This is a genomic window from Streptomyces sp. NPDC046805, assembly GCF_040645355.1.
Classification (GTDB): Bacteria; Actinomycetota; Actinomycetes; order Streptomycetales; family Streptomycetaceae; genus Streptomyces.
Map to the genome: position 1 here is coordinate 163,346 of NZ_JBEYYC010000012.1, position 25,581 is coordinate 188,926.

General features: G+C 72.7%; 21 protein-coding genes. 12 read left to right on the plus strand and 9 right to left on the minus strand.

Annotated features, from left to right (window positions below):
* Nucleotides 1–179 precede the first annotated feature (179 nt).
* The 3 genes from ABZ910_RS15645 to ABZ910_RS15655 are packed head-to-tail and all read left to right on the plus strand — an operon-like array spanning nt 180 to nt 3,822.
* Nucleotides 180–482, plus strand: a complete 303-nt coding sequence (locus ABZ910_RS15645; RefSeq protein ID WP_361364243.1) for an SHOCT domain-containing protein — start codon at nt 180–182, stop codon at nt 480–482.
* Nucleotides 479–1,264, plus strand: coding sequence for an ABC transporter ATP-binding protein (locus tag ABZ910_RS15650; RefSeq protein ID WP_361364245.1), 786 nt, complete (start codon nt 479–481; stop codon nt 1,262–1,264). Before ABZ910_RS15645 ends, ABZ910_RS15650 begins: the two co-directional genes overlap by 4 nt.
* A complete protein-coding gene (locus ABZ910_RS15655; RefSeq protein ID WP_361364248.1) occupies nt 1,261–3,822 on the plus strand; it encodes an FtsX-like permease family protein in 2,562 nt (853 codons plus the stop codon). The genes ABZ910_RS15650 and ABZ910_RS15655 overlap by 4 nt, the downstream gene beginning before the upstream one ends.
* A gap of 122 nt (nt 3,823–3,944) precedes the next feature.
* Here the strand turns inward: ABZ910_RS15655 and ABZ910_RS15660 are convergent, their stop codons facing one another.
* Nucleotides 3,945–4,493, minus strand: coding sequence for an ATP-binding protein (locus ABZ910_RS15660; protein WP_361364251.1), 549 nt, complete (start codon nt 4,491–4,493; stop codon nt 3,945–3,947).
* Between the two features lie 217 nt (nt 4,494–4,710).
* Nucleotides 4,711–5,034: a hypothetical protein gene (locus tag ABZ910_RS15665; RefSeq protein ID WP_361364254.1), complete on the minus strand. Its 324-nt coding sequence runs from the start codon at nt 5,032–5,034 to the stop codon at nt 4,711–4,713.
* Between the two features lie 381 nt (nt 5,035–5,415).
* Between ABZ910_RS15665 and ABZ910_RS15670 the strand changes: the two genes are divergently transcribed.
* Entirely contained in the window at nt 5,416–6,540 is a 1,125-nt protein-coding gene (locus ABZ910_RS15670; RefSeq protein ID WP_361364257.1) for a PLP-dependent cysteine synthase family protein, read from the plus strand.
* A 28-nt stretch (nt 6,541–6,568) separates the two neighbouring features.
* On the opposite strand, the gene ABZ910_RS15675 is transcribed toward ABZ910_RS15670, so the two are convergent.
* The gene (locus tag ABZ910_RS15675; RefSeq protein WP_361364260.1) at nt 6,569–7,399 is read right to left on the minus strand and encodes a DeoR/GlpR family DNA-binding transcription regulator; all 831 of its coding nucleotides are present in this window, start codon (nt 7,397–7,399) and stop codon (nt 6,569–6,571) included.
* Between the two features lie 318 nt (nt 7,400–7,717).
* Between ABZ910_RS15675 and ABZ910_RS15680 the strand changes: the two genes are divergently transcribed.
* Nucleotides 7,718–10,084 (plus strand): hypothetical protein, encoded by a 2,367-nt coding sequence (locus ABZ910_RS15680; RefSeq protein WP_361364264.1) that lies wholly within the window; start codon nt 7,718–7,720, stop codon nt 10,082–10,084.
* A gap of 43 nt (nt 10,085–10,127) precedes the next feature.
* Here the strand turns inward: ABZ910_RS15680 and ABZ910_RS15685 are convergent, their stop codons facing one another.
* The 4 genes from ABZ910_RS15685 to ABZ910_RS15700 form a co-directional block, all read right to left on the minus strand.
* Nucleotides 10,128–12,566, minus strand: coding sequence for a right-handed parallel beta-helix repeat-containing protein (locus tag ABZ910_RS15685; protein ID WP_361364267.1), 2,439 nt, complete (start codon nt 12,564–12,566; stop codon nt 10,128–10,130).
* A 156-nt stretch (nt 12,567–12,722) separates the two neighbouring features.
* Nucleotides 12,723–13,328, minus strand: coding sequence for a hypothetical protein (locus tag ABZ910_RS15690; protein WP_361364270.1), 606 nt, complete (start codon nt 13,326–13,328; stop codon nt 12,723–12,725).
* Between the two features lie 219 nt (nt 13,329–13,547).
* Nucleotides 13,548–14,369, minus strand: coding sequence for an MOSC N-terminal beta barrel domain-containing protein (locus tag ABZ910_RS15695; protein WP_361364272.1), 822 nt, complete (start codon nt 14,367–14,369; stop codon nt 13,548–13,550).
* A gap of 40 nt (nt 14,370–14,409) precedes the next feature.
* Complete coding sequence (locus ABZ910_RS15700) at nt 14,410–14,850, minus strand: DUF6643 family protein (protein ID WP_361364275.1); 441 nt, start codon at nt 14,848–14,850, stop codon at nt 14,410–14,412.
* Between the two features lie 382 nt (nt 14,851–15,232).
* Here ABZ910_RS15700 and ABZ910_RS15705 point away from each other — a divergent pair, with 382 nt between their 5' ends.
* Complete coding sequence (locus ABZ910_RS15705) at nt 15,233–16,438, plus strand: TerD family protein (RefSeq protein WP_361364358.1); 1,206 nt, start codon at nt 15,233–15,235, stop codon at nt 16,436–16,438.
* 31 nt (nt 16,439–16,469) lie between these two features.
* Here the strand turns inward: ABZ910_RS15705 and ABZ910_RS15710 are convergent, their stop codons facing one another.
* Complete coding sequence (locus ABZ910_RS15710; RefSeq protein WP_361364278.1) at nt 16,470–17,645, minus strand: glycosyltransferase; 1,176 nt, start codon at nt 17,643–17,645, stop codon at nt 16,470–16,472.
* A gap of 57 nt (nt 17,646–17,702) precedes the next feature.
* Between ABZ910_RS15710 and ABZ910_RS15715 the strand changes: the two genes are divergently transcribed.
* Nucleotides 17,703–18,488 (plus strand): aspartate/glutamate racemase family protein, encoded by a 786-nt coding sequence (locus tag ABZ910_RS15715; protein WP_361364281.1) that lies wholly within the window; start codon nt 17,703–17,705, stop codon nt 18,486–18,488.
* A gap of 113 nt (nt 18,489–18,601) precedes the next feature.
* Entirely contained in the window at nt 18,602–19,156 is a 555-nt protein-coding gene (locus ABZ910_RS15720) for a hypothetical protein (RefSeq protein WP_361364284.1), read from the plus strand.
* 56 nt (nt 19,157–19,212) lie between these two features.
* Here ABZ910_RS15720 and ABZ910_RS15725 read toward each other — a convergent pair whose 3' ends face one another.
* On the minus strand, nt 19,213–20,241 hold the full coding sequence (locus ABZ910_RS15725; RefSeq protein WP_361364287.1) for an O-antigen ligase family protein: 1,029 nt from the start codon (nt 20,239–20,241) through the stop codon (nt 19,213–19,215).
* 233 nt (nt 20,242–20,474) lie between these two features.
* Between ABZ910_RS15725 and lnt the strand changes: the two genes are divergently transcribed.
* The 4 genes from lnt (at nt 20,475) to ABZ910_RS15745 (ending at nt 25,559) form a co-directional block, all read left to right on the plus strand.
* Entirely contained in the window at nt 20,475–22,085 is a 1,611-nt protein-coding gene (gene lnt / locus ABZ910_RS15730) for an apolipoprotein N-acyltransferase (protein ID WP_361364290.1), read from the plus strand.
* A gap of 95 nt (nt 22,086–22,180) precedes the next feature.
* A complete protein-coding gene (locus tag ABZ910_RS15735) occupies nt 22,181–22,660 on the plus strand; it encodes an NUDIX domain-containing protein (RefSeq protein ID WP_361364293.1) in 480 nt (159 codons plus the stop codon).
* A 54-nt stretch (nt 22,661–22,714) separates the two neighbouring features.
* Nucleotides 22,715–23,515, plus strand: coding sequence for a 3-hydroxybutyrate dehydrogenase (locus ABZ910_RS15740; protein ID WP_361364296.1), 801 nt, complete (start codon nt 22,715–22,717; stop codon nt 23,513–23,515).
* A gap of 76 nt (nt 23,516–23,591) precedes the next feature.
* Nucleotides 23,592–25,559 carry a GAF domain-containing protein gene (locus ABZ910_RS15745; protein WP_361364298.1) on the plus strand — a complete coding sequence of 656 codons (1,968 nt, stop codon included), beginning with the start codon at nt 23,592–23,594 and terminating at the stop codon, nt 25,557–25,559.
* Nucleotides 25,560–25,581 lie beyond the last annotated feature (22 nt).

Genomic DNA, 25,581 nt, shown 5'->3' on the forward strand with positions numbered 1-25,581 from the left:
CACTGTTCGGAGGCCACCTCCGGGAGGATCCGCGCGCCGCCCGCGTACTCCCCGGGAGGTACGCCCACTGCCGCTGGCCGTACGACGACCCGGACCCCTCCGTGGGGCCAGTCTCGAAGCATCACCGAAAGGCAGCACAAGACGCTTCCGCAGAGGGAGACGAAAGGAGCTGAACCGAGATGCAGACCTTGGCGAACTGGGACGGTGGCCCCGGACCGTGGATCCTGTTCTTCCCGCTGGTCTGGGCGGCCGTCGTGGCCGGCGCCGTGACCGTCCTGCGCCGCACGGTCTGGCGAGGCCGCGGCGCACCGTGGCGGACGATGAACGCGACGGACACGGCACGCCCGGCGGGCGACTCGCCGATCGCGATCCTCGGCCGGCGCTTCGCGGGCGGCGAGATCGAGGAGGACGAGTACTGGCGCCGGCTCTCCGTCCTGGACGAGCAGTTCGGCCGGACGGCGGGGAAGGGCGGTGCGGCATGACCACGGAGGCCACCGGGACCACGGAGAACGACGAGGCGACCGGGACCGCGGCGCGGATCGCCGCTCGGGTCGTCGGCGCCGTCAAGGTGTACGGCCGCGGCGACACCGCCGTACGCGCCCTGGACGGCGTGGACGTGGACTTCCCCGCCGGACGCTTCACGGCGATCATGGGCCCTTCCGGCTCCGGCAAGTCCACCCTGATGCACTGCGCGGCCGGCCTCGACACGCTCACTTCGGGCGCCGCCTACATCGGCGACACCGACCTGGGCTCCCTCGACGACCGGCGCCTGACCCTGCTGCGCCGCGACCGGGTCGGCTTCGTGTTCCAGGCGTTCAACCTGGTGCCGACGCTGACGGTCGCCGAGAACATCACGCTGCCGCTGGACCTGGCCGGCGGCAGGGGCGACCCCGAGTGGATCGACGCGCTCGTCGAGGTCGTCGGGCTGCGCGACCGGCTGCACCACCGCCCCTCCGAACTCTCCGGCGGCCAGCAGCAACGCGTCGCCGTGGCCCGGGCGTTCGCCGGGCGCCCGGACGTCGTCTTCGCCGACGAGCCGACCGGCAACCTCGACTCCCGCTCCGGCGGCGAGGTCCTCGGGCTCCTCGGCAGCGCCGTACGGCAGACGGGGCGCACGGTCGTCATGGTCACCCACGATCCCGTCGCCGCCGCCCACGCCGACGAGGTGGTCTTCCTCGCGGACGGGCGCCTGGTCGACCGGATCGCATCCCCGACCGCGAACTCGGTCCTGGACCGTATGAAGGCCTTCGAGGTGCGGTCATGAACGCCGCGCTGCGCCTGAGCCTGTCCTCGCTGCGCGCCCACAAGCGGCGCTTCGCCGGTACGTTCTTCGCGGTGTTCCTCGGTGTGGCCTTCCTGGCCGGAACCATGGTCATGGGCGACACGCTGCGCGCGAGCTTCGACTCCATGTTCGGCGAGGCGACCAGCGGCACGGACGCCGTCGTGCGCAGCACCGACGTCATCACCACACCGGGGGAGGCGCTGGGAGTACGGCAGCCGGTCGACACGGCGCTGGTCAGCACCCTTCAGCGGGTCCCGGGCGTTGCTGCCGTCGCCCCCACCATCCAGGGCGCGGGCCAACTCGTCGGCGCCGACGGCAAGCCCGTCGGCGGCCAGGGCCCGCCCACCCTCGCCGGCAACTGGATCACCGACCCGCAGCTCAACCCGTACCGGCTCGCCGAGGGCCGCGCCCCGGCGAAGTCCGGCGAGGTCGTCGTCAACCGCGGTGCCGCCGAGAAGGCCGGCCTGAAGATCGGCGACACGACCACGCTGCGCACGCCCGCCCCCGTGAAGGTGACCGTCGTCGGCCTCGCGACCTTCGGCGGCGCGGACGGCATGGGACAGGTGACCTTCACCGGTATGACGCAGGCCGACGCCGAGAAGTACCTCACCGCCCGGCCCGGCCAGGCGGCGAGCATCCAGCTGCGGGCCGCGTCGGGCGTCGGTGAGAAGGAACTGGTCGACCGGCTGACTCCCGTGCTGCCCAAGGGAGTCGAGGCCATCACCGGTCAGGAGTCGGCGCAGGAGAACACCGACATGATCTCCAGCCAGTTCTTGAGCATCTTCACCACCTTCCTGCTGGTGTTCTCCGGCGTCGCCCTGCTGGTCGCGACCTTCTCCATCCACAACACCTTCGCCATCGTGGTGGCCCAACGCACCCGCGAGAACGCCCTGTTGCGCGCCCTCGGCGCCTCCCGCCGCCAGGTGACCGCGTCGACCCTCGTCGAGGCGTCCGTCGTGGCGGTGGCCGCGTCGGCCGCCGGACTCGCGGGCGGCGTCGGGATCGCCGCCGGGCTGCAGGCGCTGTTCCCGGCCATCGGATTCCCCTTCCCCGACGGCGACTTGGTGATCAAGGCGCTGTCGATGGCCGTACCGCTGGCGGTCGGCATCGCCGTCTGCGTCGGCTCCGCACTGCTGCCCGCCGCACGCGCAGGACGCACCGCCCCGCTGGCCGCGCTGCGCGAGACCTCCGTCGACGCCTCGGGCGCCTCCCGCGTCCGCGCCGTCACCGGGATGGGGCTCGCGGCGCTCGCGGTCGCGGTGGCGCTCACCGGCGTCCTGGTCACACCGTCCGTATGGCTGGCGGGACTTGGTGCCTTCCTGGCACTGGTCGCGTTCGTCGTCCTGGGCCCGGTCGCCTCCTCCGGCGCCGTACGGATGCTCGGCAGCCCGCTCGACCGGTTGCGGGGCGTGACCGGCGGACTCGCCCGGCGCAACGCCCTGCGCAGCCCCAAGCGGACGGCCGCCACCGCGAGCGCGCTGATGATCGGCGTGGCCGTGGTCTCGCTGTTCACGGTGTTCGGGGCCTCGCTCAAGGCCACCATGGACCAGACCGTGTCGCGCTCCTTCGCGGGCGACGTCGCCGTCAGCACCCCGTCGTTCGGCGCGGGCGGCAGCGGGCTCAGCCCCGCGCTGGCCCCAGCCCTCCAGCGGCTGCCGGAGGTGGACACCGCGGTCGGACTCGGCCACGGCGTCGCCCAGGTCGACGGCAGCGGACGGGCGTTGACCGTCACCGACCCGGCCGCGCTCGCCCGCACCTTCGACCTCGGCACGGTCCAGGGCTCGCTGCGCGACCTCGGCACCGACGGCATCGCGATCACGAAGAAGGAGGCCGACCGGCAGCACCTCACCACCGGCGACACCGCCCGGCTCACCTTCACCGACGGCAAGAAGCAGGACTTCACCGTCCGCGCGGTCTACGGCCAGTCCGAACTCGCCGGCGACTACGTCATCACGCGCGCCGCCTGGGCGCCGCACCGCACCCAGGACTCGGACACCCTGGTCGCCGTCTCCTTCCGGTCCGGTGTGGACACGGCCGCGGGCAAGGCCGCCGTCGAGAAGGTGGCCGCGCGGTACGGCGACCCGCAGGTGCAGACCCGCGACGACTATGCGCAGTCCTCGGCCGGCGGCATCGACATGATGCTCACGCTGGTCTACGCGCTGCTCGCCCTCGCGGTGCTCATCGCCCTGCTCGGCATCGCCAACACGCTGACCCTCGCCCTGCACGAGCGCACCCGCGAACTGGGCCTGCTCAGGGCCGTCGGCCAGACCCGGTCCCAACTGCGGGCCATGGTCCGCTGGGAGTCGGTCCTGGTCGCGGCCTTCGGCACGGTCGGCGGCCTCGGCCTCGGCGCCTTCCTCGGCTGGGTCTTGGTGAAGGCCTCGGACGGTGCGAGCGACAGCGCCTTCGCCTTCGCGATCCCGCCCGGGCGACTCGCGGTGGTCGCCCTGGTGGGCCTCGCGGCCGGAGCCCTCGCGGGGCTGCGCCCGGCCAGGCGGGCGGCCCGCCTGGACATCCTGCGGGCCATCGCCACCGAGTGAGCCGACGTGAGGCAGCGGCACCCGGTGAGTGCGGGGACACGCTCACCGGGTGCCGCGACGGCGGGCGCCGCCGTCGGGCGTACGACATGAGTGAGCGTCAGTACGGGTAGGTCACCGCCCGGTCAGCCGACAACGGCCGACCGGGCGGGAGCATGTGCGGGAGCGGGCGCGCGGGGCGCGGGATCGAGCTCCACGAACAGGGGCGCGGGCTTCTGGGCCGCACGGCGCGGCGGACGGGCCGATCGCGACTTCGCCTCGGAGGCGGCGGGCAGCGTGAACCACACGACCTTGCCGTTGTCGCCGTCGGGTCGCACGCCCCAGCTCTCGCTCACCGCGGCCACGATCGCGAGGCCGCGGCCACAGGTGTCCAGCGGGGCGACGCCGACCGCTTCATCGGCGTCCGCCACCACCGGGAGGCGTGGATCGTGGTCGCGTACCGAGACGGTGAGCCGGTCGAGCAGCAGCTCTATCTCGACGGTGCACGACTTGTCGGGCCGGGCGTGCTGGTGGACGTTGGTGAGCAATTCCGTCACACCGAGCGCGGCCCGGTCGATCAACGGGTCCAGATGCCAGTAGCGCAACTGCGCAGATACGATTCTGCGGACTTGGCCGATCCGCGAGGGAAGGGCCTGAAGCTCCACGGTGCAGTGCCTGCTTGGATGACTGATCACGACTGCGACTCCCCGACGTGAGGTCCGGAAGAACACGGAGAACGGATCCAGCAGGATGGCATGCGTCCCAGCACCCGCCTGCTGTCATGGCCGGCTGGCTGGTTCGCAGCGTTATCGCCGGTAAACCCAGAGTGACGTACGACCAGCGTGACCCAGCGCATGCGGTCCCGCAAGTCGCCGACTGCCCCACCGGTAACCGACCGTACGGCGGTACCGCTCAACCGCGGCGCCCCGCCGCCCTGCGCACCGCCTCGATGAACCGGCGGGCCGCGGGCGGGCCGGGCGCGCCCGGAGCGGGATCGTGCTCGCCCAGTGTGAGCAGATACCGCGTGCCGTTGACGTCGGCCAGGGCCCGGTCGTCCGGGGCGAACCAGGGCCTCGACGCACGCACCGCCCGGATCGGCGCGCTGTCGATCTCGCTTCCGTAACTGGTGAGCAACTCCAGCCTGCCGTCGTTGATCCGGACCTGCCCGGCCCGGGTGAGCGAACGCAGCCGCTTCCCGATCCGTACGCCCGTGGCCCTGAACTCCGGCTCCGTCATCCTGTCCCGCCCCCTCGCGTGTGCGCCGGCGCCGGACCGGGACGTCGCGTGGGCGGCGGTCCGGCGTGATGCGAATGGTGTCGTCTGTCGTCCCCGTGTCCCAACGGGTGGCCCCGCTCGAAAGGTTCGCCCCGTCCGGTGCAGTCTGCCCCCGAGCGCCACCCGGCACCAGTACGCACGGCCCGCTCGCCGGATGCGTCCGGAGCGCGCGCGTGCCTGCGCCCCCAACGCCCCCCGAGCTCTGCCCCAGGCGGATCTTTGGGACGCTCAAAGGTGTGTTTATGCAGGTGAGAAGCGTGCGCAAGGTGTCTATCCTCAAAGCGGCGGCCATGCCAGGCGCCGTCGGCGTCCAGCGTGGCGCGAAGCAGAAGGAGCCCCGCCGTGAGCACCACCCCGCACACCCGGACCGGCGCCACCCTCGACGCCGACCACACCGACCCCGGCTACCGCGGCTGGCTCAAAGAAGCCGTCCGCAAGGTCCAGGCCGACGCCAACCGCTCGGCCGACACACATCTCCTGCGCTTCCCGCTCCCCGAACACTGGGGCATCGACCTGTATCTGAAGGACGAGTCGACCCACCCGACCGGAAGCCTCAAGCACCGGCTCGCCCGCTCCCTCTTCCTCTACGGCCTCTGCAATGGCTGGATCCGGCCGGACCGCCCGGTGATCGAGGCGTCCAGCGGGTCGACGGCGGTCTCCGAGGCGTACTTCGCGAAGCTGATCGGCGTGCCCTTCATCGCGGTCATGCCGCGCACGACGAGCGCCGAGAAGTGCCGCCTGATCGAATTCCACGGCGGGCAGTGCCACTTCGTGGACGACTCACGCAAGATGTACGAGGAGGCCGCCCGCCTCGCGGCCGAGACCGGCGGACACTACATGGACCAGTTCACCTACGCCGAGCGGGCCACCGACTGGCGCGGCAACAACAACATCGCCGAATCCATGTTCCGCCAGCTGGAGTTGGAGCGGTTTCCGGAGCCCGCGTGGATCGTCGCCACCGCGGGCACGGGCGGCACGTCCGCGACCATCGCGCGCTACGTCCACTACATGCAGTACGACACCCGTATCTGCGTCGCCGATCCGGAGAACTCCTGCTTCTTCGAGGGCTGGACCACCGGCGATCCGGACGTCACCTGCGACCACGGCTCGCGCATCGAGGGCATCGGGCGCCCGCGCATGGAGCCGAGCTTCGTGCCGGGCGCCATCGACCGCATGATGAAGGTCCCGGACGCGGCCACCGTCGCCGCCGTACGCGCTCTGGAACAGGCCATCGGCCGCAAGGCGGGCGGTTCGACGGGCACCGGCCTGTGGGGCGCCCTGAAGATCATCGCCGAGATGGTGGCCGAGGGCCGCACGGGAAGCGTGGTCACCCTGCTGTGCGACCCCGGGGACCGCTACCTCGACAAGTACTACTCCGACTCGTGGCTGGAGGAGCAGGGCCTGGACATCGGGCCGTACGCGGCCGCCATCGACTCGCTCCTGGCGACGGGCGTGTGGCCGGACTGAGACCGTCGGACGTCCTTCTCACTGGACGTCAGACGTCGGCGCCGTCCTCGGGCTCGCCCGCCACCACCAGCCGCCGCAGATGCTCGGAGATCTCCGCCCGCGCCTCGGCGGGCAGGCCCGTGTCGGTCACCAGCGTGTCGACCTGATCCAGCGTGGCGAACGAACTCAGGCCCACCGTCCCCCACTTGGTGTGGTCGGCGACCACCACGACCCGCCGCGCCGACTGCACCAGCCGCCGGTTGGTCTCGGCCTCGGCGAGGTTCGGCGTAGACAGGCCGGCCTCGACCGATATCCCGTGCACGCCGAGGAACAGCAGGTCGAAGTGGAGCGCCGCGATGGCCTGGTCGGCCACCGGCCCCACCAGTGAGTCGGACGGGGTGCGCACCCCGCCGGTCAGCACCACCGTGGCCGCGCCCTGCCGCTGCCCCGAGATGCGCTGCGCGGAGTGGAAGACGTCCGCGACCCGCACCGAGTTCGTCACCACGGTCAGGTCGGGCACCTCCAGGAGCTGGTGTGCGAGCGCATAGGTCGTCGTACCGCCCGACAGGGCGATCGCCGTACCGGGCGTGACCAACTGGGCGGCGGCGCGCGCGATGTCCTCCTTGGCGCTCAGCTCCAGCGCCGACTTGGCCTCGAAGCCCGGCTCGTGCGTGCTCGCCTCGACCACCGGCACCGCGCCGCCGTGCACCTTCTCCAGCACGCCCTGGCGGGCCAGCGCGTCCAGGTCGCGGCGCACGGTCATGTCCGACACCCCGAGCTTGCGGGTCAGTTCGTTGACCCGTACCCCGCCACGGCGCCGGACCTCGTCGAGGATCAGGGCGCGGCGCTGCTCCGCGAGGAGGTTCTGATTCTCGCTCACGTACGCTCCGGTCCTTTCGCCTCAAACCGTCCGACACACCCGTCGTCCCCGCTCCGACCAGCGCGTTCTGCCCGGCTCCGGTGCGCGGGCGTCCCATCTTTTCACGGCTCGGACCCGGTTGCGCCACCACCCGTCCGCCCGCGCGCACGCCCTTCGGACACCCTGCGCCCCGCCGGATGCCACCCGGGCCGGCTGCCAGAAGTGCCACCCGGATCGGGGAGATTCCGTGACGAGAGGTGTACGCACAGCGAGAGGGGAGAATCCTGGTGGCCGCACGCACAGATGTCGTCGCCGAATCACGGGGGATGTGCGAGAAAAGTGGAACGTGCGCAGGAAGAGGCCGCGGCGGCCCAGACGGACAGCAGCTCCGACCGGGCCGGCGAAACCGAGATCGACCTGGAACTCCTGGTCCACGGCGTGGGTGGCACCACACCGGAGAAGATGCTCGACGATCCGCGCACGGTGCGGATCACCGGCGACGACACGGCAGCCGTCTTCCGGCGCGCCGAGGACGTCGACGCGGAGGCCAGACCCGAGGACTACCGGGGCCGGCCGGTGCCCGAGGCGTACGTCTGGTGCAACCTCACCTCCGGCAACAGCACCCGCGCCCTGTGGCTGTTGCTGCTGCCCTTCATGGTGGTCAACCTCGCCCACTGGATGCGCCCCATCGCACCCGGCCGGAAGACCACGGCGCGGTTGTACGGGCTGCTGGTGCGGCTCGCGGGGCTCACCCTGACGGTGCTGCTGGTGGCGGCGGCCTGCGAGGTCGCCCTGGACCTCACGGCCTGGCAGTGCGCGGGCGTCGGCGCCTGCGCCCGGCGGCACTCCTGGCTGGGCTTCCTCTCGCCCGCCGTCTCCGGCGACGGCTGGTGGAGCCTGCCCGGGCGCCGCCTCGCCCTGGCCGCCCTGCTGCCCACGGCACTCACCGGCCTGCTCTGGTACCTCTCGCACCGCACCTGGAGCACCTACGAGTCCCACCAGCCGATGGACCGCGACCCCCGGCCCGACGACCACACCGCCCACACCTCGCTGGGCAGCCCCGGTTTCTGGTACGGGCGCCGGCTGGTGGCCTGGCTGAGCGCCGCCCACACCGCGGCCGGACTGCTGACGGTCACGGCGGCGCTCATCGCCCCGACGGCTCGCTTCGACCGGCAGCCGGGCGGCTCCGCGACACTGGACCTGCTCGGCTGGCTGCTGGGCGCGGCGCTGTGTGCCGCGGCCGCCTTCGTTGTGTGGGTGGTCTGCCGCCGGGGCCGCACCGAGAACCGGCTCGACCGGGAGCTCGACGCACACCTCGTACGCCGACTGCCGCTCGGCGCCCTCGCGTTGCTGCTGCTCACGCTGCTGTACGCCGGCTGGTCGCGGCCGGGCTGGCACTCGGCCGGCCGGCTCGCGGGGGACGCCACCTTCGGCTGCCTCGCCCTGGCCCAGGGCGTGCTGGTCATCACCCTCGGCGTGGTCGCCCACACCCTGCACCGCGCCCAGGCCAGAACTCCCGGCCCCGCTCCGGCCGGAGACGCATCCCTCGCGCCGCGCTCCGCGATGCGCGGACTCGGCGGACCCGCGGTCGCCCTGCTGGCCTGCGCCCTCGGCGGCGTGTTCTCGGGTGGCGTCGCCCAGCGCGTCGCCGACTGGCTGGACGGCACCCACGCCTCCATTCCCGGTCCGCCCGTGCTGCTGACCTGGCAGGCCTCGATCATCCCGCCCTTCCTCGTGGCCCTGCTCGCGCTGATCGGCTGGCTGTCCTGGCGGACCTGGCAACTCAGCCGCGCCGAGCAGCGCAGCGTGGAACGCGACTACCACGCCGAGCCCGGGGAGCCCACCCGCACGCGCCGCATCGCGCGTACGCGGGCGATGGCCGCGCTCACCGACCGGGCGCCCCTCGTCGTCACCGTCGTGTCCGTCGGCACGCTCGTGCTGGGTGCCGGAGCACTGGTGGGCGCCGGGGCCACCGGGAAGACTCCCGGCGAGGCGAGCCGGCAGGCGTACGCCGTCGTGCAGGGCGCCGCAGAAACCTCGCAGGCGCTGGGCTCCTGGCTCGTCGGACTCGGCTTCATCCTGTTCGTCACCTGGGGCCGCCGCGCCTACAAGGACGCCTCGGCACGGCGCACCATCGGCATCCTCTGGGACGTCGGCACCTTCTGGCCGCGCGCCGCCCATCCCTTCGCGCCGCCCTGCTATGCCGAGCGTGCGGTGCCCGACCTGACCTGGCGCATGGCGACCTGGACGCAGCGCACCGGCGGACGCCTGGTGCTCTCCGGGCACTCCCAGGGCAGCGTCCTCGCGGCCGCCGCGGCCTGGCAGTTGACGCCGTCCGTCCGCAAGCGGGTCGCACTCCTCACATACGGCTCCCCGTTGGAGCGCCTGTACGGCCGCTGGTTCCCGGCCCATTTCGGCCCCGCCGCGCTCAGCTCCCTGCACCGCGAGGTCGCCTGCTGGCGCAACCTCCACCGCCTCACCGACCCCATCGGCGGCCCGATCCGCCTCCCCGGGGACTGCGGCCCGGAGGTGGACCGCGAGCCGCTCAAGGACCCCTTGACGTACGGCCGCACCGCCCGCCACCCGCTCCCGGCCCCCATCCTCGGCCACTCCGACTACCAGGCCGACCCGGCCTTCGCGAAGGAACGGCAGCGGCTGCTGGCCCGGCTACGGCCAGAGCTGCCGGCGCCGCGCACGCGGGAGTAGCCGGAGCGCCGGGGCGGAACTCACGGCGGGGGAGCGGCTGCGCTCAGGGCAGCTCCGGGAGGTCTTGCGCGTACAGGAGGGTCAGGTCGTCCGTGCTCGGCTCGTCGAGCTGGGCGACCCGGCTCGCGTGCCGCTCCACCATCGCCTCGAACGTCTGGCGCGCGGTACGGCCGTTGCCGAACGCGGGGCCCTTGGGGATCGCCGTGAAGTACTTCAGCAGCGCCTCCGACGCGCCCGGCGTCAGCCGGTACTCATGCTCCTCGGCCTGCTGTTCCACTATCCGCAGCAGCTCCTCGGAGCCGTAGTCGTCGAAGGTGATGGTCCGTGAGAAGCGGGAGGCCACACCGGGGTTGACCGACAGGAACCGCTCCATCTCCGCCGTGTAACCCGCGACGATCACCACCACCGCGTCCCGGTGGTCCTCCATCAGCTTCACCAGGGTGTCGATGGCCTCCTTGCCGAAGTCCCGACCGGCGTCCTCCGGCGAGAGCGCGTACGCCTCGTCGATGAACAGCACGCCGCCACGGGCTCGTTCGAAGGCCTCCTGGGTGCGGATCGCGGTGGAGCCGATGTGCTCGCCGACCAGGTCGACGCGGGACACCTCGACCAGGTGGCCCTTGTCCAGCACGCCGAGGGAGGCGAGGATCTCGCCGTAGAGCCGGGCCACCGTCGTCTTGCCGGTACCGGGGGAGCCCGTGAAGACCAGATGGCGCTTGACCGAGGCCGCCTTCAGACCGGCCTGCTGCCGGCGCCGGCCCACCTCGATCATGTCGGTGAGCGCACGGACCTCGCGCTTGACGCTGTCCAGGCCGACCAGCGCGTCGAGTTCACCCAGCACGGCCTTCGAGGTCCGCACCGGTTTCTCCGGCTCGGCGGCGGCGACGATCGGTTCCTGCTCGGTGCTGCGCTGCCCCGGGATTCCGCCCAGCAGGCCGGCGGAGGCGGTCGACGGCTGCACGGCCGTCTCCCGTGCCGGGGCCGGCCGGACCGAGCCGCTCTCGTCGCTGGTGCAGTCCTCCACGACCGGGCCGGTGCCGGACCCCGCGTCGGGGCCGGCGTCCGCGAACTCGTAGCCCCCGCGGGCACAGCGCTCCGTACGGCACTTCGTCAGCGTCGTACGGCAGCCGTCGATCACATGGAAGCCGTAGCCACTGCTGCCCGTCACCCGGCAGCCCAGGAAACTGCCGCGGCCCCCGGCCGACACATAGAACCCCGCCTCCGAGGGGGAGTCGACCACACAGCGCTCGATGGTGGGGTCGGCGCCCTTGGTGACGATCACGCCGGTCTGGGTGCTGTCCACGGTGCAGTTGTTCAGCGTGCCGCCGCTGCCGTGGTCGCGGAACCACGCGCCCGTGGCCGCCTCCCGGATCCGGCAGTCGTCGAGCTGCGCCGTCGCGCCGTCACTCACCGACACGGCCGTGTTGCGCACCTGGGACAGGTCGCTGTCCACCACGTCCGCGCGGGAGCCGCGGTCCAGGACGAACAGCGCGTCCGGCACGTCGTGAACCCGGCAGGAGTCCAGGACCGCCGTGGCGCCGTCGCTCACCCAGACCGCGGGATAGTCGCCCGTGCTGTCGAAGATCTCGCACTGGTTGGCGTCCACGCGGGTGCCCGGATCCCACACCGACAGACCGTTGCGCCCGAATCGGCGCACCGTCGTCCTGGTCAGGGTGAGCACCGAGCGGGAACGCAGGTCGACCGCGTTCTCCGGGATGTCGTGGATGCGGCAGTCGGCGAGCGTGAGTACGGCGTCCGTGTCCAGCGTGACACCGTCCGCGTTCGTGCGGTGCACCTCGCAGTCGGTGAGATGCGCCGTGCCGTGCCCGGTGACCTGGACGCCGGAGCCGCGCACCTCGTAGACCTCGCAACCCACCGCCTCCAGCGCGGAGTTCTCACCCGTCACCATCAGGCCCGGGCCCGAGGCGTGGTGCACCCGGCAGCGCTCCAGGCGGGGGTGCCCGCCACCGCGCACCGCGACACCGGACTGCCCGGCCGCCATCACCTCGCAGTCCTCGAACACCCCACCGCCGCCGTCGAGTATGGCGATGCCGTTGCCGGCCGGGTTGTCGACGGTGCAGCGCCGCACGGTCGGACGGGCACCGCCGCGCACCTCGAACCCCGCCGCGGACCGCGTGACGATCCGGACGTCCAGCAGCTCCGGCGCACCCTCCTCGACGAGGAGCGCGGGCGCGGCCCCGTCCTGGCCCTCGACGTGCAGGTCCTGCACCACCGCCGAGGCACGCACGGTCAGCGGCACCCCGTCCACGGGCGCGATGCGTACCGAGCCGGGCGAGCCCTCCGGGCCGCGCAGCGTCACCGGGCGCTCGACGACGAGGTTCTCCCGGTAGGTGCCGGGAGCGATGGTGAGGACGTCGCCGTCGGCCGCGGCCTCCAGGGCGGCGGCGAGCGAAGCATACTCACCCGTGCGGCGGCGCCACCGCGATGTACCGGTGTGCGTCACCTGGACCGTGCCCTGTGCCATGGCGTTGCTGTGCCCCCACCTCTTCGTACTGATGGCTCGTTCGCCTTCGGGGCATGACGGCCCCGGCGACTCCCTCGCGCGGGTTGATGCCGAGTGCTTCGGCCGCTCCACCGTAGCGTGCGCTCAGGGGGTGGGTTGACCAGAGGTGGAAGGCCGTCAGCTGCCGGTGCCTGCCTTGCCCCAGTCCGGGCCCGCCCGGTCCCAGGCCTGGTCCCAACGCGCGTACCGGCGGCGGACCATGCGCCAGACGATCAGCCGCCTGCCGAGCTCGACCAGGCCGGCGGTCAGCGCTGCCGCGCCGAACCCGGCGAGCAAGGCGTGTGTCGTCGCCGTCGTGGAGTCCAGCGGGCGGCCGATTATTCGTCCGTGCCCATCCGTCCAGATCGTGAAGTGGTCGCCGCGGTGCGGGGATTTGAGGTTCGTCAGGACCGCGCCCTGCCGCAGGGTGCCGTCCGGGGCCGCCCAGTCGGCGATGACGCGGCTGCGGGCGCCGTGCGTGATGGCCGTGTCGGGGTCGGGCTCCGGCACGGCGCCGGCCAGTCTGCTCACCACCGTGGCCGTGACCCGGTGACGGGAGTGCATCTGGACCCGTACGGCACGCTGGAGGGAATCCTGTGTCGTCGTGCCGACGAGCGAACCGATCACCGGCGCGGCCGCCATGATCAGCAGCAAGGCCGCAAGGGCCACCCACGCCTCGGTCAGATCGGTCGTGCGGCGCAGCGGATTGTGCCGCCAGCGCCAGAGACCGCTGATTGCTCGCACCGTTCCGTACCCCCCTTCAGGCTCCGTGATAGCCCCCGGCGGAGCCGTTCACGCGCGGACCGGTAGAAGAGAGAGCGAAATCACCTCTGACTTCTGACCGGGGTCCTGCGTGAACTTCTCACGACGTCTCAACGACCGGATCCCGGCGCCGGGTTCCCCGCGCGACGACCTGATCGCGCCCGCCTTCCCGCCGGTCGGAGAGCCCCACCGCGTGGAGTGCTACGCGAGGATCCGCACCGGATCCCCGACCCGGATCGTGCCGGTCGACTGCGGTACCAGGTTCTGGCCGAAGACCAGGCTGCCGCCGAAGCGGCGGTGACGGGCCAGGGTGTGCAGGGGCTCCCTGCCGCGCTCGGCGGTGTCCTGGTCGGTCGTGGTCACGACGCACCGCCCGCACACCTTGGCGACCCGGAAGACGACCTCGCCGATGGCGATGCGCGACCAGCTGTCCTCGGCCCAGGCCTCCGTGCCCGCCACGACCACGTTCGGCCGGAAGCGGTTCATGGGCAAGGGCCCCTCGTGGGCGTGATCGCCTTGCGCGATCAGTGCGTTGAGAGCGTCGAGGGACGCCTGTGTGGTGAGGAGCAGCGGGAATCCGTCGGCGAGGCTCACCGTCTCGTCCGGCAGCGCGTAGTCCGGGTCGATGGGGCGGCGCCTGCCCGGATCGTCCAGGTGCACGAGGCGCACGTCGGTCCCGAGATATTCGCTGCACCAGGCGTGGGCGGCCTCCTCGGCCAAAACGGCCTCCACCTTGGTGCCGAAGATGTTCACCGTCACGGTGCCCGACGTGTGCGGAACGGCCACCGTGACGGTCTCCCGCCCGGGCGCGGACAGGCGAACGCCGCCGGGCAGGAGCCCGGCGGCGGCCAGTGCCAGACGCGGCTGTTCGCGCTGTGTGACGACCTTTCCCCCGTCGTCGATCAGCGCCCAGCGCCGGTCTCCGCAGAGCCCCCAGGGCTCCACCGCGGCCTCCCGGGGCGCGAAGCCCCGGAACGCCTTGACCGGATGGACGTGAATCGACCAAAGCTCGGCTTTCCCCATGACGCCATCGTGCCAGCCGGCACCGACAGCGGGGCGCCGGTCAGTAGCCGCGGTACTGCTGGTTGTTGTACGGGTCCTGGTAGGGAGGGGAAGCGGGGCGGGGAGCCGCGGGACGCATCGCCTCGTAGCCGGTGCCCGGAGCCATCGGCCGCGGCGGCTGGGCCTGCGCGCCCGGATAGGCACGCGGGGCGCCGGCCTGCTGCGGGATGTAGGCCGTGGGCGGCTGCTGCATCGGAGCGTGCTGCTGCGCCTGCGGGTAGCCGTATGCAGGGGCGGGCTGGGACGGTGCCGCCGGGAGCGCGGGGAGTGCCGAGGGCAGCGCGGGCAGGTTGCTGACGGACGGCGCGTCGTAGGCGGCGGGCACCCGGATCGGGGCGATCTGCGGGGTGCCCCGTTCGGCCACGAGCGAGTCGTAGATCGGAGTGTCCGGGAAGGAGGCGGAGTAGTAGCCGCCGCCATAAGTGGAGCGGGGGGAGGTCATGGCACATAAGTTAAGCCCACGATGTGCTGGTTGGGGAGACCGATAAGAGGGTTCTTTCCTGTGTCGGTGCTGACGCGGGATCCCCAATCCGAGCGAACTCGGCAAAAAAGGACGGCGATCGAGGTTTAGATCGTGTAAAGGGCGAGTTCCCAGCGGATTACCGGGAGTTGGCCGCTGCCCTTTCCGGGTCGCTCAGGCAGTTCACAGGGTTGTTCCGCGACTCCGCGCGGGTCCACGGAAGACCCCGGGGGCGGGGAGCGGGTAGACGCGGCGCCGGACGGCAAGGGATGACAGGGGAGGGCCCGGGCGGCAACGGACGGCCGGGCGGCCGGATCAATGGCGCGTGAGGGGACGGAGACGCGTGATGGGGGCTGACATGTCGATGTCGAAGGGGTCGAATGCGCCGGTGCCGACGACGGCCCTGCGCGTCGAATTGGGGTGGCGCTCCGGACCCGGCGTCCCGGACGCGGACGCCTCGGCGCTGCTGCTGGTGGCGGGAAAGGTCCGCTCCGACGACGACTTCGTTTTCTGCAACCAGCCGGCGCATCCCTCCGGCGCGGTACGGCACGAGGGGAAACGGAGCGCCGGAGAGCAGGTGACCGACACCCTTGTCGTCGACCTCGCGCGCGTGGAGAGCTCCGTCGAGCGGGTCGTCCTCGCCGCCTCCGCGGACGGCGGGACCTTCGGGCAGGTGCCCGGCCTGTACATCGAGGTCCGGGACGCCGCCCGGGGCGATGTGATCGCTCGCTTCGACGACCCCGGCGCCACCGTGGAAGCCGCCTTCGTGCTGGGCGAGTTCTACCGCCGCCATGGCGCCTGGAAGTTCCGCGCCGTGGGCCAGGGCTACGACAGCGGACTCGAGGGCCTGGCGACGGACTTCGGCATCACCGTCGACGAGCCCCGGCACACGGCAGGTTCGCCGGCGCCGACTGCCCCGCCCGCCGCTCCTTCGGCGCCCGTCCGCCTCGGCAAAGTGACGCTCACCAAGGCGGCCCCTTCCGTGTCGCTGGCCAAGCAGGGCGGCACGTCCGGTGCCCTGCGCGTCAACCTCAACTGGCAGATGCGCAAGCAGCTTTCGGGGTGGAGCGGCAGGAGGGGCGCCGGGCACGGGAACCTCGACCTCGACCTGTGCGCCCTGTACGAACTCGCCGACGGCCGCAAGGGCGTCGTACAGGCCCTCGGCAACGCCTTCGGATCGCTGCACCGGCCGCCGTACATCCATCTCGACGGCGACGACCGCACCGGCGCCGTGGCCGGCGGCGAGAACCTCACCGTCAACCTCGACCACACGCGGGACTTCCGGCGCATTCTCGTGTTCGTGACCCTCTACGAGGGCGCCGGCTCCTTCGCCGACCTGCACGCCACGGTCACCCTCCAGCCCCAGCACGGCGCCCCCGTCGACTTCTCGCTCGACGAGTGCACTGTCCCGTCGACGGTGTGCGCGCTCGCCCTGATCACCCGCACGGACGGCGACCTCGTCGTCCACCGCGAGGCCCGCTACCTGGTCCCGGAGCGCCGGGTCAGCCCGCAACGGACGATCGACCGCGCCTACGGGTGGGGCATGAATTGGACCCCCGGCCGGAAATGACCACCGGAGACGACCTCCGACGCGGACTGAGTCAGCCCTCGTCGGGCACGGCGTCCGGGCGGGCGTACGTACGGCCCTTCCACGCCGCCCCGCGCCCCCGGTAGTGCTGCACCGCCGAATCGACCGTCATGAGGAGGTACAGGAAGGCGGTGAGCGGCAGCAGGGGAGCCAACCACAGGGGCTGGCGGTAGTGGCGGAGCATCGGGAGGTACGTCGCCGTCATCACGAGCCACGCCGCGGCGCCGGTGACCGTGGCCGCCGTACGTCCCGCGGCCACGCCCGCCACCACGGCGGCGGGCGGCACCAGGTACACGAGCGCCAGCCCTGCGACCGTGCCGAGCAGCAGCAGCGGACTGTGCCGCAGCTGGGCGTACGCGCTGCGCGAGACCATCCGCCACAGATCGTGCAATCGCGGGTAGGGACGCACGCTGTCCACGCGCTCGGCGAGCCCCAGCCAGATGTGGCCCCCGCCGCCCTTCACGGCCCGGGCGAGGGCCACGTCGTCGATGACGGCGCGGCGGATGGCGTCCGGAATCCGGGCCCGCTCCGCCGTGTCCGCACGCAACAGGACGCAGCCGCCCGCCGCGGCCGCCGTCCGCGCCCCGCGCCGTCCGATCCGGCGGAACGGATACAGCTGCGTGAAGAAGTAGACGAAAGCCGGTACGACCAGGCGCTCCCACAGGCTCTCCACCCGCAGCCGGGCCATCTGCGACACGACGTCGAAGCCCCCGGTGCGCGCCGCCGCCACCAGCTGCCGCAGGCTGTCGCGCGCGTGGGCGATGTCCGCGTCCGTCAGCAGGAGGTATTCGGGGTCACGCGCGCGTGCCAGCGCGATGCCGTGACGCACCGCCCACAGCTTGCCCGTCCAGTCGGCGGGCGGCTCACCGGGGGAGCCGACCGTGAGCGGCAGCCCGCCGTGGCGGCGGGCCAGCTCGCGGGCCAGTTCCCCGGTGCCGTCCGAGCTGCCGTCGTCGACCAGGAAGACCTCCGCCCGCCCCGGGTAGTCCTGCGCCAGCAGCGACGGCAGGCTCATCGGCAGTACGGCGGCCTCGTCGCGGGCCGGTACGACGACCGCCACGGACGGCCACGCGCCGGGGTCCCGTCGCGGCGGCAGCCGGACGTCCGTCCGCCAGAAAAGGCCCTGGCAGAGCAGCAGCCACAGCCAGGCGGCCAGTGACACGACGGCGATCCACACGATGGCGCTCACCCGCGCAGTCTCCCCCACCCGACCGGCCCGGTGCGGCGCATCGTCTATCGTGGCCGGGTGAAGATCGCGCTCATGGACTCCGGAATCGGCCTGCTCCCCGCCGCTGCCGCGGCACGCCGTCTGCGGCCCGACGCGGATCTGGTCCTCTCCTGGGACCCCGACGGAATGCCGTGGGGGCCGCGTACCCCGGAGGACATCACCGAGCGCGCCCTGGCCGTCGCCGGGGCCGCCGCGAAGCACCGCCCGGACGTCCTGATCGTCGCCTGCAACACGGCCTCCGTGCACTCCCTGCCCCAGCTGCGGGCCCGCTTCGAGGCCGACGTGCCGATCATCGGCACGGTCCCGGCGATCAAGCCGGCCGCGGCGGGCGGCGGCCCGGTCGCGATCTGGGCGACGCCCGCCACCACCGGCAGCCCTTACCAGCGCGGACTCATCGAGGAGTTCGCCGCGGGTGTCGACGTCGCCGAGGTGCCCTGTCCCGGACTCGCGGACGCCGTGCACCACGCCGACGAGGCCGCGATCGAGGCGGCCGTCGCCGCGGCGGCCGCGCGCACCCCCGACGACATCACCACACTCGTCCTCGGCTGTACCAACTACGAACTGGTCGCCGAGCGGATCCGCGCGGCGGTGCAGCGACCCGGCCGCCCGCCCCTGATGCTGCACGGCACCGCCGGGGCGGTCGTCGCCCAGGGGCTGCGCCGGATCGGTGAGCAGCCCGTTCCCGAGGCACCGGCCACCGGCTCGCTCACGGTGCTGCTCAGCGGACGCGAGGCGGAGCTGCCTGCCACCGCGCTGAGCTACGAGGAGGGCCAGCTGCTGCAGGCCCTCAGCTCGGCTCGCTGACATCCGGGCACGGCCACCGGCCGGCTTCTCCACCCGCGGACGGTCACCTCGTGGACCCGTCACCCTCCGCAACGCGCTGCCCGCGCAGCGGAAACCTGGGTAACCTCGTAGGCATGAGGGAGCACCCCCACGACCCCCATGGCGACGGCACCACACACCCCGAGGTGTGGACCGGCCGGGCCACCAACCGGATCCAGTGGCTGCTGGCGCTGGTCGGCGCCGCCTGTATGGCGCTCGGGATCGAGCTGGCCGTGGAGTCCGCCTGGACGTCCGGCATCGCCCCGCTGGCCATGGCCGTCGTCGGCTGCATCGCGGCCGGACTCATGGTCCTCTTCGGCACCCTCGCGTTCGTGCACGTCGACCTGAAGCTCGACAAGGACTGTCTCGAGGTGCGCTGCGGCCATATCGGCGTGCCGCGCCGCCGTATCCCGCTCACCCATGTGGCGGGCGCGGAGTTCGCCCCGCTCGTCACCCCGCGTCAATGGGGCGGCTGGGGCTACCGCTGGCGCCCAGAGAAGGGCACCGCGGTCGTCGTACGCCGGGGCGAGGGCGTCGTCCTCCGGCTGTGGGACGGCCACACGTTCACGATCACCGTCGACAACGCGGAGTCGGCGGTGCGGGTCATAAGGGACCGGCTGCGGACGAACACGGCGGGCACAGCCCACTGACATCTCCCGTGGTGACGGTGTCCGCTCGCCGAGGTGCATTCCCGGCTTGCCCAGGCTCACCGTTCAGGGAGGTCGCCGGTCAGTGGGCGTGCCGTGGCCAGACCGGCCAGTACGCCCGCTCCCACCGACACCGTGGTGAAGCTCAGCGCGTTGCCGACCGTCGCGATCGCGGCCAGCGCGGTCAGGGCCGCGCCCGTGGTGAGGGCGATCGGCGTCGGGCGGGGCGTGCGCCACAGGGCGTACAGGACCCAGCAGTACGCCCCCGCCAGGAGCACCAGGCCGATCAGCCCCTGCTCGGCCGCCTGCTGCAGCGGCGCGGAGTGCGGCTTGCCGTCGTGCAGGAGCGCCTGCGGCGCGGCGGAGCCCAGCTCGCCGAAGCGGCCGGGACCCACGCCCAGTTCCGGGGCCGCGGCCACCGAGTGGAGGGCGTCGTGCCACAGCTGGACGCGGCGCGGGGTCAGCCGGTCCTCGAGCGGCAGGGCGAGGCCGTCCGGCAGGGCGTGCGCGGCGATCACCCAGCACGCCCCGGCCACCAGGACCGTCGCCAGGGCCAGGCTCACGATGCCCGGGCCGCGGCGGCGCATCCGGCCGGCGGCGAGTGAGCACAGCAGGACGGTGGCGCCCAGGGCGCATCCGGCGGTCGAGCCCATGGCGGCCGCGGTGGCGACGATCCCGGCGGCCAGTGCGCGCAGGGCGACGCGCACCGCCGGGGCGGTCGCGGCCCAGGCGGCACAGCACGCCGCTCCGGTGGCGAGGGTCAGCAGCGCGGCCGTCGCGCCGACGTCGCCGAGAGGGGTGGTGAACTGGGGTCCCGGGGCGAACTGCGGCAGGGAGACGGCCAGGCCGAGCCCCGTCAGTGCCCCGGCGCAGGGCGCGGCGACCGGCAGGAGGGTGCCGGTGATCCGCCCCCAGGCGTAGCCGGCGGTCACGGCGAGCACGGCGAGCAGGACCCCCTCCGGCCGGCCGTCGTGCGCCGCGGCGGTGATCAGGGCCCACGCGGCGCAGGCCCCGAGTACGGCCATGCCCACCACGTCGGAAACGTTTCCTCTGTCGCTGACCGAGTCGGCCTCGGCTACGGACGCCATCTCCGTCGATCTCACCCGTCGCCCCCCCGTACCCAGTCCCCCGACCTGTGGCAGACCCCGCGCGCGTGCCGTGACCGGCCGCGCGACGCGGGCTCCGGCACACCGTAACGGGTGGTCACCGTTTTGTGGACAAGGTGCGCAGGAACCATGTGCGTCCCGGGCCGCCACAGCAGCGCGTGCAGGCACCCGGACCGTACTGTCGGCACCAAGGTCACCCGCCGTAGACTCCCCGCGTGACCGTCACCGCTCCTTCCGTGGACCAGTCGGATCAGCTCCAGCCGCAGCCCGCGCCTCCCGCGCGCGGGGCCCGGCTCCGGCGTCTGGTCCCCGCCGCTGTCGCCGTGCTCTGCGGGGTGCTGCTCTATACGAGCTTCCCGCCCCGCACCCTCTGGTGGCTGGCCCTGCCCGCCTTCGCGGGCTTCGCCTGGGTGCTGCGCGGCCGCAGTTGGAAGGCGGCCCTCGGCCTCGGTTATCTCTTCGGCCTCGGCTTCCTGCTGCCGCTGCTGGTGTGGACCGGCGTCGAGGTCGGCCCCGGACCGTGGCTCGCGCTGGTCGCCATCGAGGCGGTCTTCGTCGCCCTCGTCGGTGTGGGCGTCGCGGCGGTGTCGAAGCTGCCCGCCTGGCCGCTGTGGGCGGCGGCGGTGTGGACGGCGGGCGAGGCGGTACGCGCGCGCGTGCCCTTCCGCGGCTTCCCCTGGGGCAAGATCGCGTTCGGTCAGGCGGACGGTGTCTTCCTGCCGCTCGCGGCGGTCGGCGGGACTCCGGTCCTCGGATTCGCCGTCGTCCTGTGCGGATTCGGCTTGTACGAGGCCGGGCGGCTGCTCGTCGAGGGTCGCCGCAACCGCGCCGTCCGTAAGGGAGCCGCGGCCGCGGCCCTGCTGAGCGTGGCCGTTCCGGTGACGGGAGCGGTGGCCGCCCGCCCGCTCGTGAGCGACAAGGCCGAGGACGGCTCCGTCACCGTCGCGGTCATCCAGGGCAACGTGCCGCGCTCCGGGCTGGAGTTCAACGCACAGCGGCGTGCCGTGCTCGACCACCACGCGCGCGAGACATGGAAGTTGGCCGACGACATCAAGGCCGGCAAGGTCGCCAAGCCCGACTTCGTGCTGTGGCCGGAGAACTCCTCCGACATCGACCCCTTCGCCAACCCCGACGCCGCCCTCGTCATCGACGACGCCGCCAAGGCCGTCGGCGTGCCCGTCTCGGTCGGGGGCGTCGTCGAGAAGGACGGCAAGCTGCTGAACGAGCAGATCCTGTGGGATCCGGCCAAGGGGCCCACGCAGACGTACGACAAGCGGCAGGTCCAGCCGTTCGGCGAGTACCTTCCGCTGCGGCCGGTCATCGGGGCGATCAACAAGAACTGGACCGGCATGGTCCGCCAGGACTTCAGCCGGGGCCGTGAGCCGGGCGTCTTCGACATCCACGGCGCCAAGGTCGGCCTCGCGACCTGCTACGAGGCCGCCTTCGACTGGGCCGTGCGGGACACCGTCACCCACGGCGCGCAGATCATCTCCGTACCGAGCAACAACGCGACCTTCGACCGCAGCGAGATGACCTACCAGCAGCTCGCGATGTCCCGCATCCGTGCCGTCGAGCACAGCCGGACCGTGACCGTTCCGGTGACCAGTGGCGTCAGCGCGGTCATCATGCCGGACGGGCGGATCACCCAGAAGACCGGCATGTTCGTGCCCGCCTACCTGGTCCAGAAGATCCCGCTGCGCTCCTCCGAGACACCCGCCACCAAGCTGGGCATCCTGCCCGAGATCGCCCTGGTGCTGGTCGCCGCGGGCGGCCTCGGCTGGGCGATCGGGGCGGGCGTACGCCGCCGCCGCGCGGCTGACGCGTAGCCACACGAGCGGGGCGCACCCCCGTATGACGCCGAGGCCGCTCGACCGGCCATTTGCCTCCGGGGTAACGGAACCGGCCCGTTAGGGTCGGTTCCATGGCTACTCCTGACTTCATCCGCGCGATCCGCGCTTCCGCCGGCCACCAACTGCTGTGGCTTCCCGGAGTCAGCGCCGTCGTCTTCGACGACCGGGGCAGAGTCCTGCTGGGGCAGCGCGCGGACAACCTCAAGTGGGCCGTTCTCTCCGGCATTCCGGAGCCCGGCGAGCAGCCCGCCGCGTGCGCCGTGCGGGAGGTGTACGAGGAGTCGGCCGTGCGGTGTGTCGCCGAACGGGTCGTCATGGTGAAGTCCGGGGAGCCGGTCACCTTCGGCAACGGCGACATCTGCCAGTTCATGGACATCACCTTCCGCTGCCGGGCGATCGGCGGCGAGGCGCGCGTCAACGACGACGAGTCCCTGGACGTCGGCTGGTTCGAGGTGGACGCGCTACCGAAGATGGACGACCATCAACTCATCCGGATCAAGCAGGCCCTGTCTGATGAACCCACATGGTTCGCGCCTACGAGTTTTGACTGAAGTATGGGGCGCAACCACATGTGGCCAGGCAACGGTGCTGCCTAGGCTCGACGCATGACGTCGCCCCACGCCCTGCCCGGCCCCCACGCCCTCTCGCTCGACCTCGGCGGCCGAACCGCCCTCGTCACCGGTGCCGCCAGTGGGATCGGCCGCGCCTGCGCGCTGCGGCTGGCGGCCGCCGGGGCCAAGGTGAGAGCCGTCGACCGGGACGCGGCGGGGCTGGACGCGCTGGCCGAGCAGGCCGGCGACCTGGCGGGCACGATCGAACCGCACGTCCTGGACCTCACCGACCTGGACGCCGCCGAACTCGCCGCGGCCGGAACTGACGTTCTGGTCAACAATGCCGGGATCCAACTCGTGCGCCCCATCGAGGAGTTCCCGCCCGACGTCTTCCACACCATCCTCACCGTGATGCTGGAGGCACCGTTCCGGCTCATCCGCGGTGCCCTGCCGCACATGTACGGGCAGGGCTGGGGCCGCATCGTCAATGTGTCCTCCGTCCATGGTCTGCGCGCCTCCGCCTACAAGTCGGCCTATGTGGCGGCCAAACATGGTCTCGAGGGGCTGTCCAAGACCGCCGCGCTCGAGGGCGCGCCCCATGGCGTCACGTCGAACTGTGTGAACCCCGGCTATGTGCGCACCCCGCTGGTCGAGAAGCAGATAGCCGACCAGGCGCAGGCACACGGCATCCCCGAGCAGCGTGTGGTGTCCGAGGTGCTCCTGAAGGACAGCGCCCTCAAGCGGCTCATCGAACCGGACGAGGTCGCCGAGGCGGTGGCCTACCTGTGCAGCCCGCAGGCGTCCTTCCTCACCGGCACCTCCCTCGTGCTCGACGGCGGCTGGACTGCCCACTGAGCAGCCCGGAGCCCCAGGGCCCGGAAGTTGTCCACAGCTCTGACGGGACGGACGGACGATGCGGAATCCTGTGAGCATGTCTCGTGATCACGTGCAGTCCGCCGGGCGCCCCGCCCCCACCGCCGGGGTGCCGATCAGCGCCGTCGTCCCGTCCGACGGCGCCGCCGAGATGCCGTTCCTCGAGCTGCTGGCCCGTGGCGCCCCGGCCGAGGCGTACGAGCAACCGGTGCTGCTCGCCCGCGCCGAGGCCCGGAGCGCCGACCGGATCGCGGCGCTGGAGCACGCCAAGCTGCTCGCGCTACGGGTGCGCGCGGAGCTGGAGGGTCGCCGGCGGCGCGAGGCGGAGCTGTCCGCGCTCTTCGAGACGGCACACGACCTGGCAGGCCTGCGGGACCTGGACGCCGTACTGCAGGCGATCGTGCAGCGCGCCCGCTCGCTGCTCGGCACGGACGTCGCCTACCTCAGCCTCAACGACCCGGCCCACGGCGACACTTACATGCGGGTGACCGAGGGTTCCGTCGCCGCCCGCTTCCAGCAGCTGCGCCTGGGCATGGGGGAGGGGCTCGGCGGACTCGTCGCCCAGACGGCCCGGCCGTACGTCACCGACGACTACTTCAAGGACGCCCGCTTCCAGCACACGCTCACCATCGACACGGCCGTGCGGGACGAGGGCCTGGTCGCCATCCTCGGCGTGCCGCTGATGCTCGGTCCGCACGTCATCGGCGTGCTGTACGCGGCGGACCGGCGCGCGCGGGTCTTCGAACGCGAACAGATCGCGCTGCTCGGCTCGTTCGCGGCGCTTGCCTCGGCCGCCATCGACACCGCGAACCTGCTCACCGAGACCCGTTCGGCCCTGGCCGGCCTGGAGCGCGCCAACGCGATCATCCGGGACCGCAGCGCCGTCATCGAGCGCGCTTCGGACGTCCACGACCGGCTCGCCGAACTCGTGCTGCGCGGCGGCGGGGTCCACGACGTCGCCGCCGCGGTCTCGGAAGTCCTCGACGGGACGGTCGAGTTCACCGAGACCGGCACCGCACCGCCCGAGGCACTCGAGACGTCCCGCGCCGAAGGCCACGCGGTACGGCACGGCGACGACTGGATCGCCGCGGTGGCCGCCGGAGGCGAACTCCTCGGCGCGCTCGTGCTCGGCGGGCACCCGGGCCTAGACCCCGTGGACCAACTGACCCTGGAACGGGCCGCGATGGTCACCTCGCTGCTCCTGCTCGCCCGCCGCTCGGCCGCCGAGGCCGAGCAGCGCGTCCGCGGCGAGCTCCTCGACGACCTTCTCGAGGGCCGCGACCGGGACCCGCGTCTGCTGCGCGACCGCGCCTCCCGGCTGCACGCCGACCTCGACGCCGTCCACGTCGTCCTCGCGGCCCGCATCGACGGCTCCACGACCGACGCCGAACAGGAGGCCGCCGCGCGCCGCCGCCTGTGGTCCGCCGCGTCCCACCTCGCCGCGACCCGGCACGGCCTGGCCGCCGCCCGCGACGGCGGCACCGTCCTGCTGCTGCCCCTCGCCCCCGGCGACACCGCCACGGAGCTGGCCCGCCGCACCGCCCGTCAACTGGGCACGTCCGTCCATGAAGCGGTCACCGTCGGAGCCTCGGCTCCCCTCGCCGACCTCCTTCGCCACGCCGACACCCTCCCCGCCGCCTACGCCGAGGGCCGCCGCTGCCTCGACGCGCTGCGTCTGCTCGGCCGCCGCGGAGACGGCGCCGCGGTAGAGGAGTTCGGCTTCCTCGGGCTGCTCCTCGCCGGCGAGCGCGACGTCACCGGCTTCGTCGACCGCACCATCGGCCCGGTGGTGGCGTACGACGAGCGGCGCGGTACGGAACTGCTGCGCACCCTGGATGCGTACTTCGCCTGCGGCATGAGCCCGGCCCGCACGAAGGACGAACTCCATGTGCACGTGAACACGGTCGCCCAGCGCCTGGAGCGCATCGGCCGCCTCCTCGGCGACGACTGGCAGGCCCCCGCCCGCGCCCTGGAGATCCAACTGGCCCTGCGACTGCACTGGTTGGCGATACCACCACGACACTGATGGCCCCAACGGCAAAGGCCCC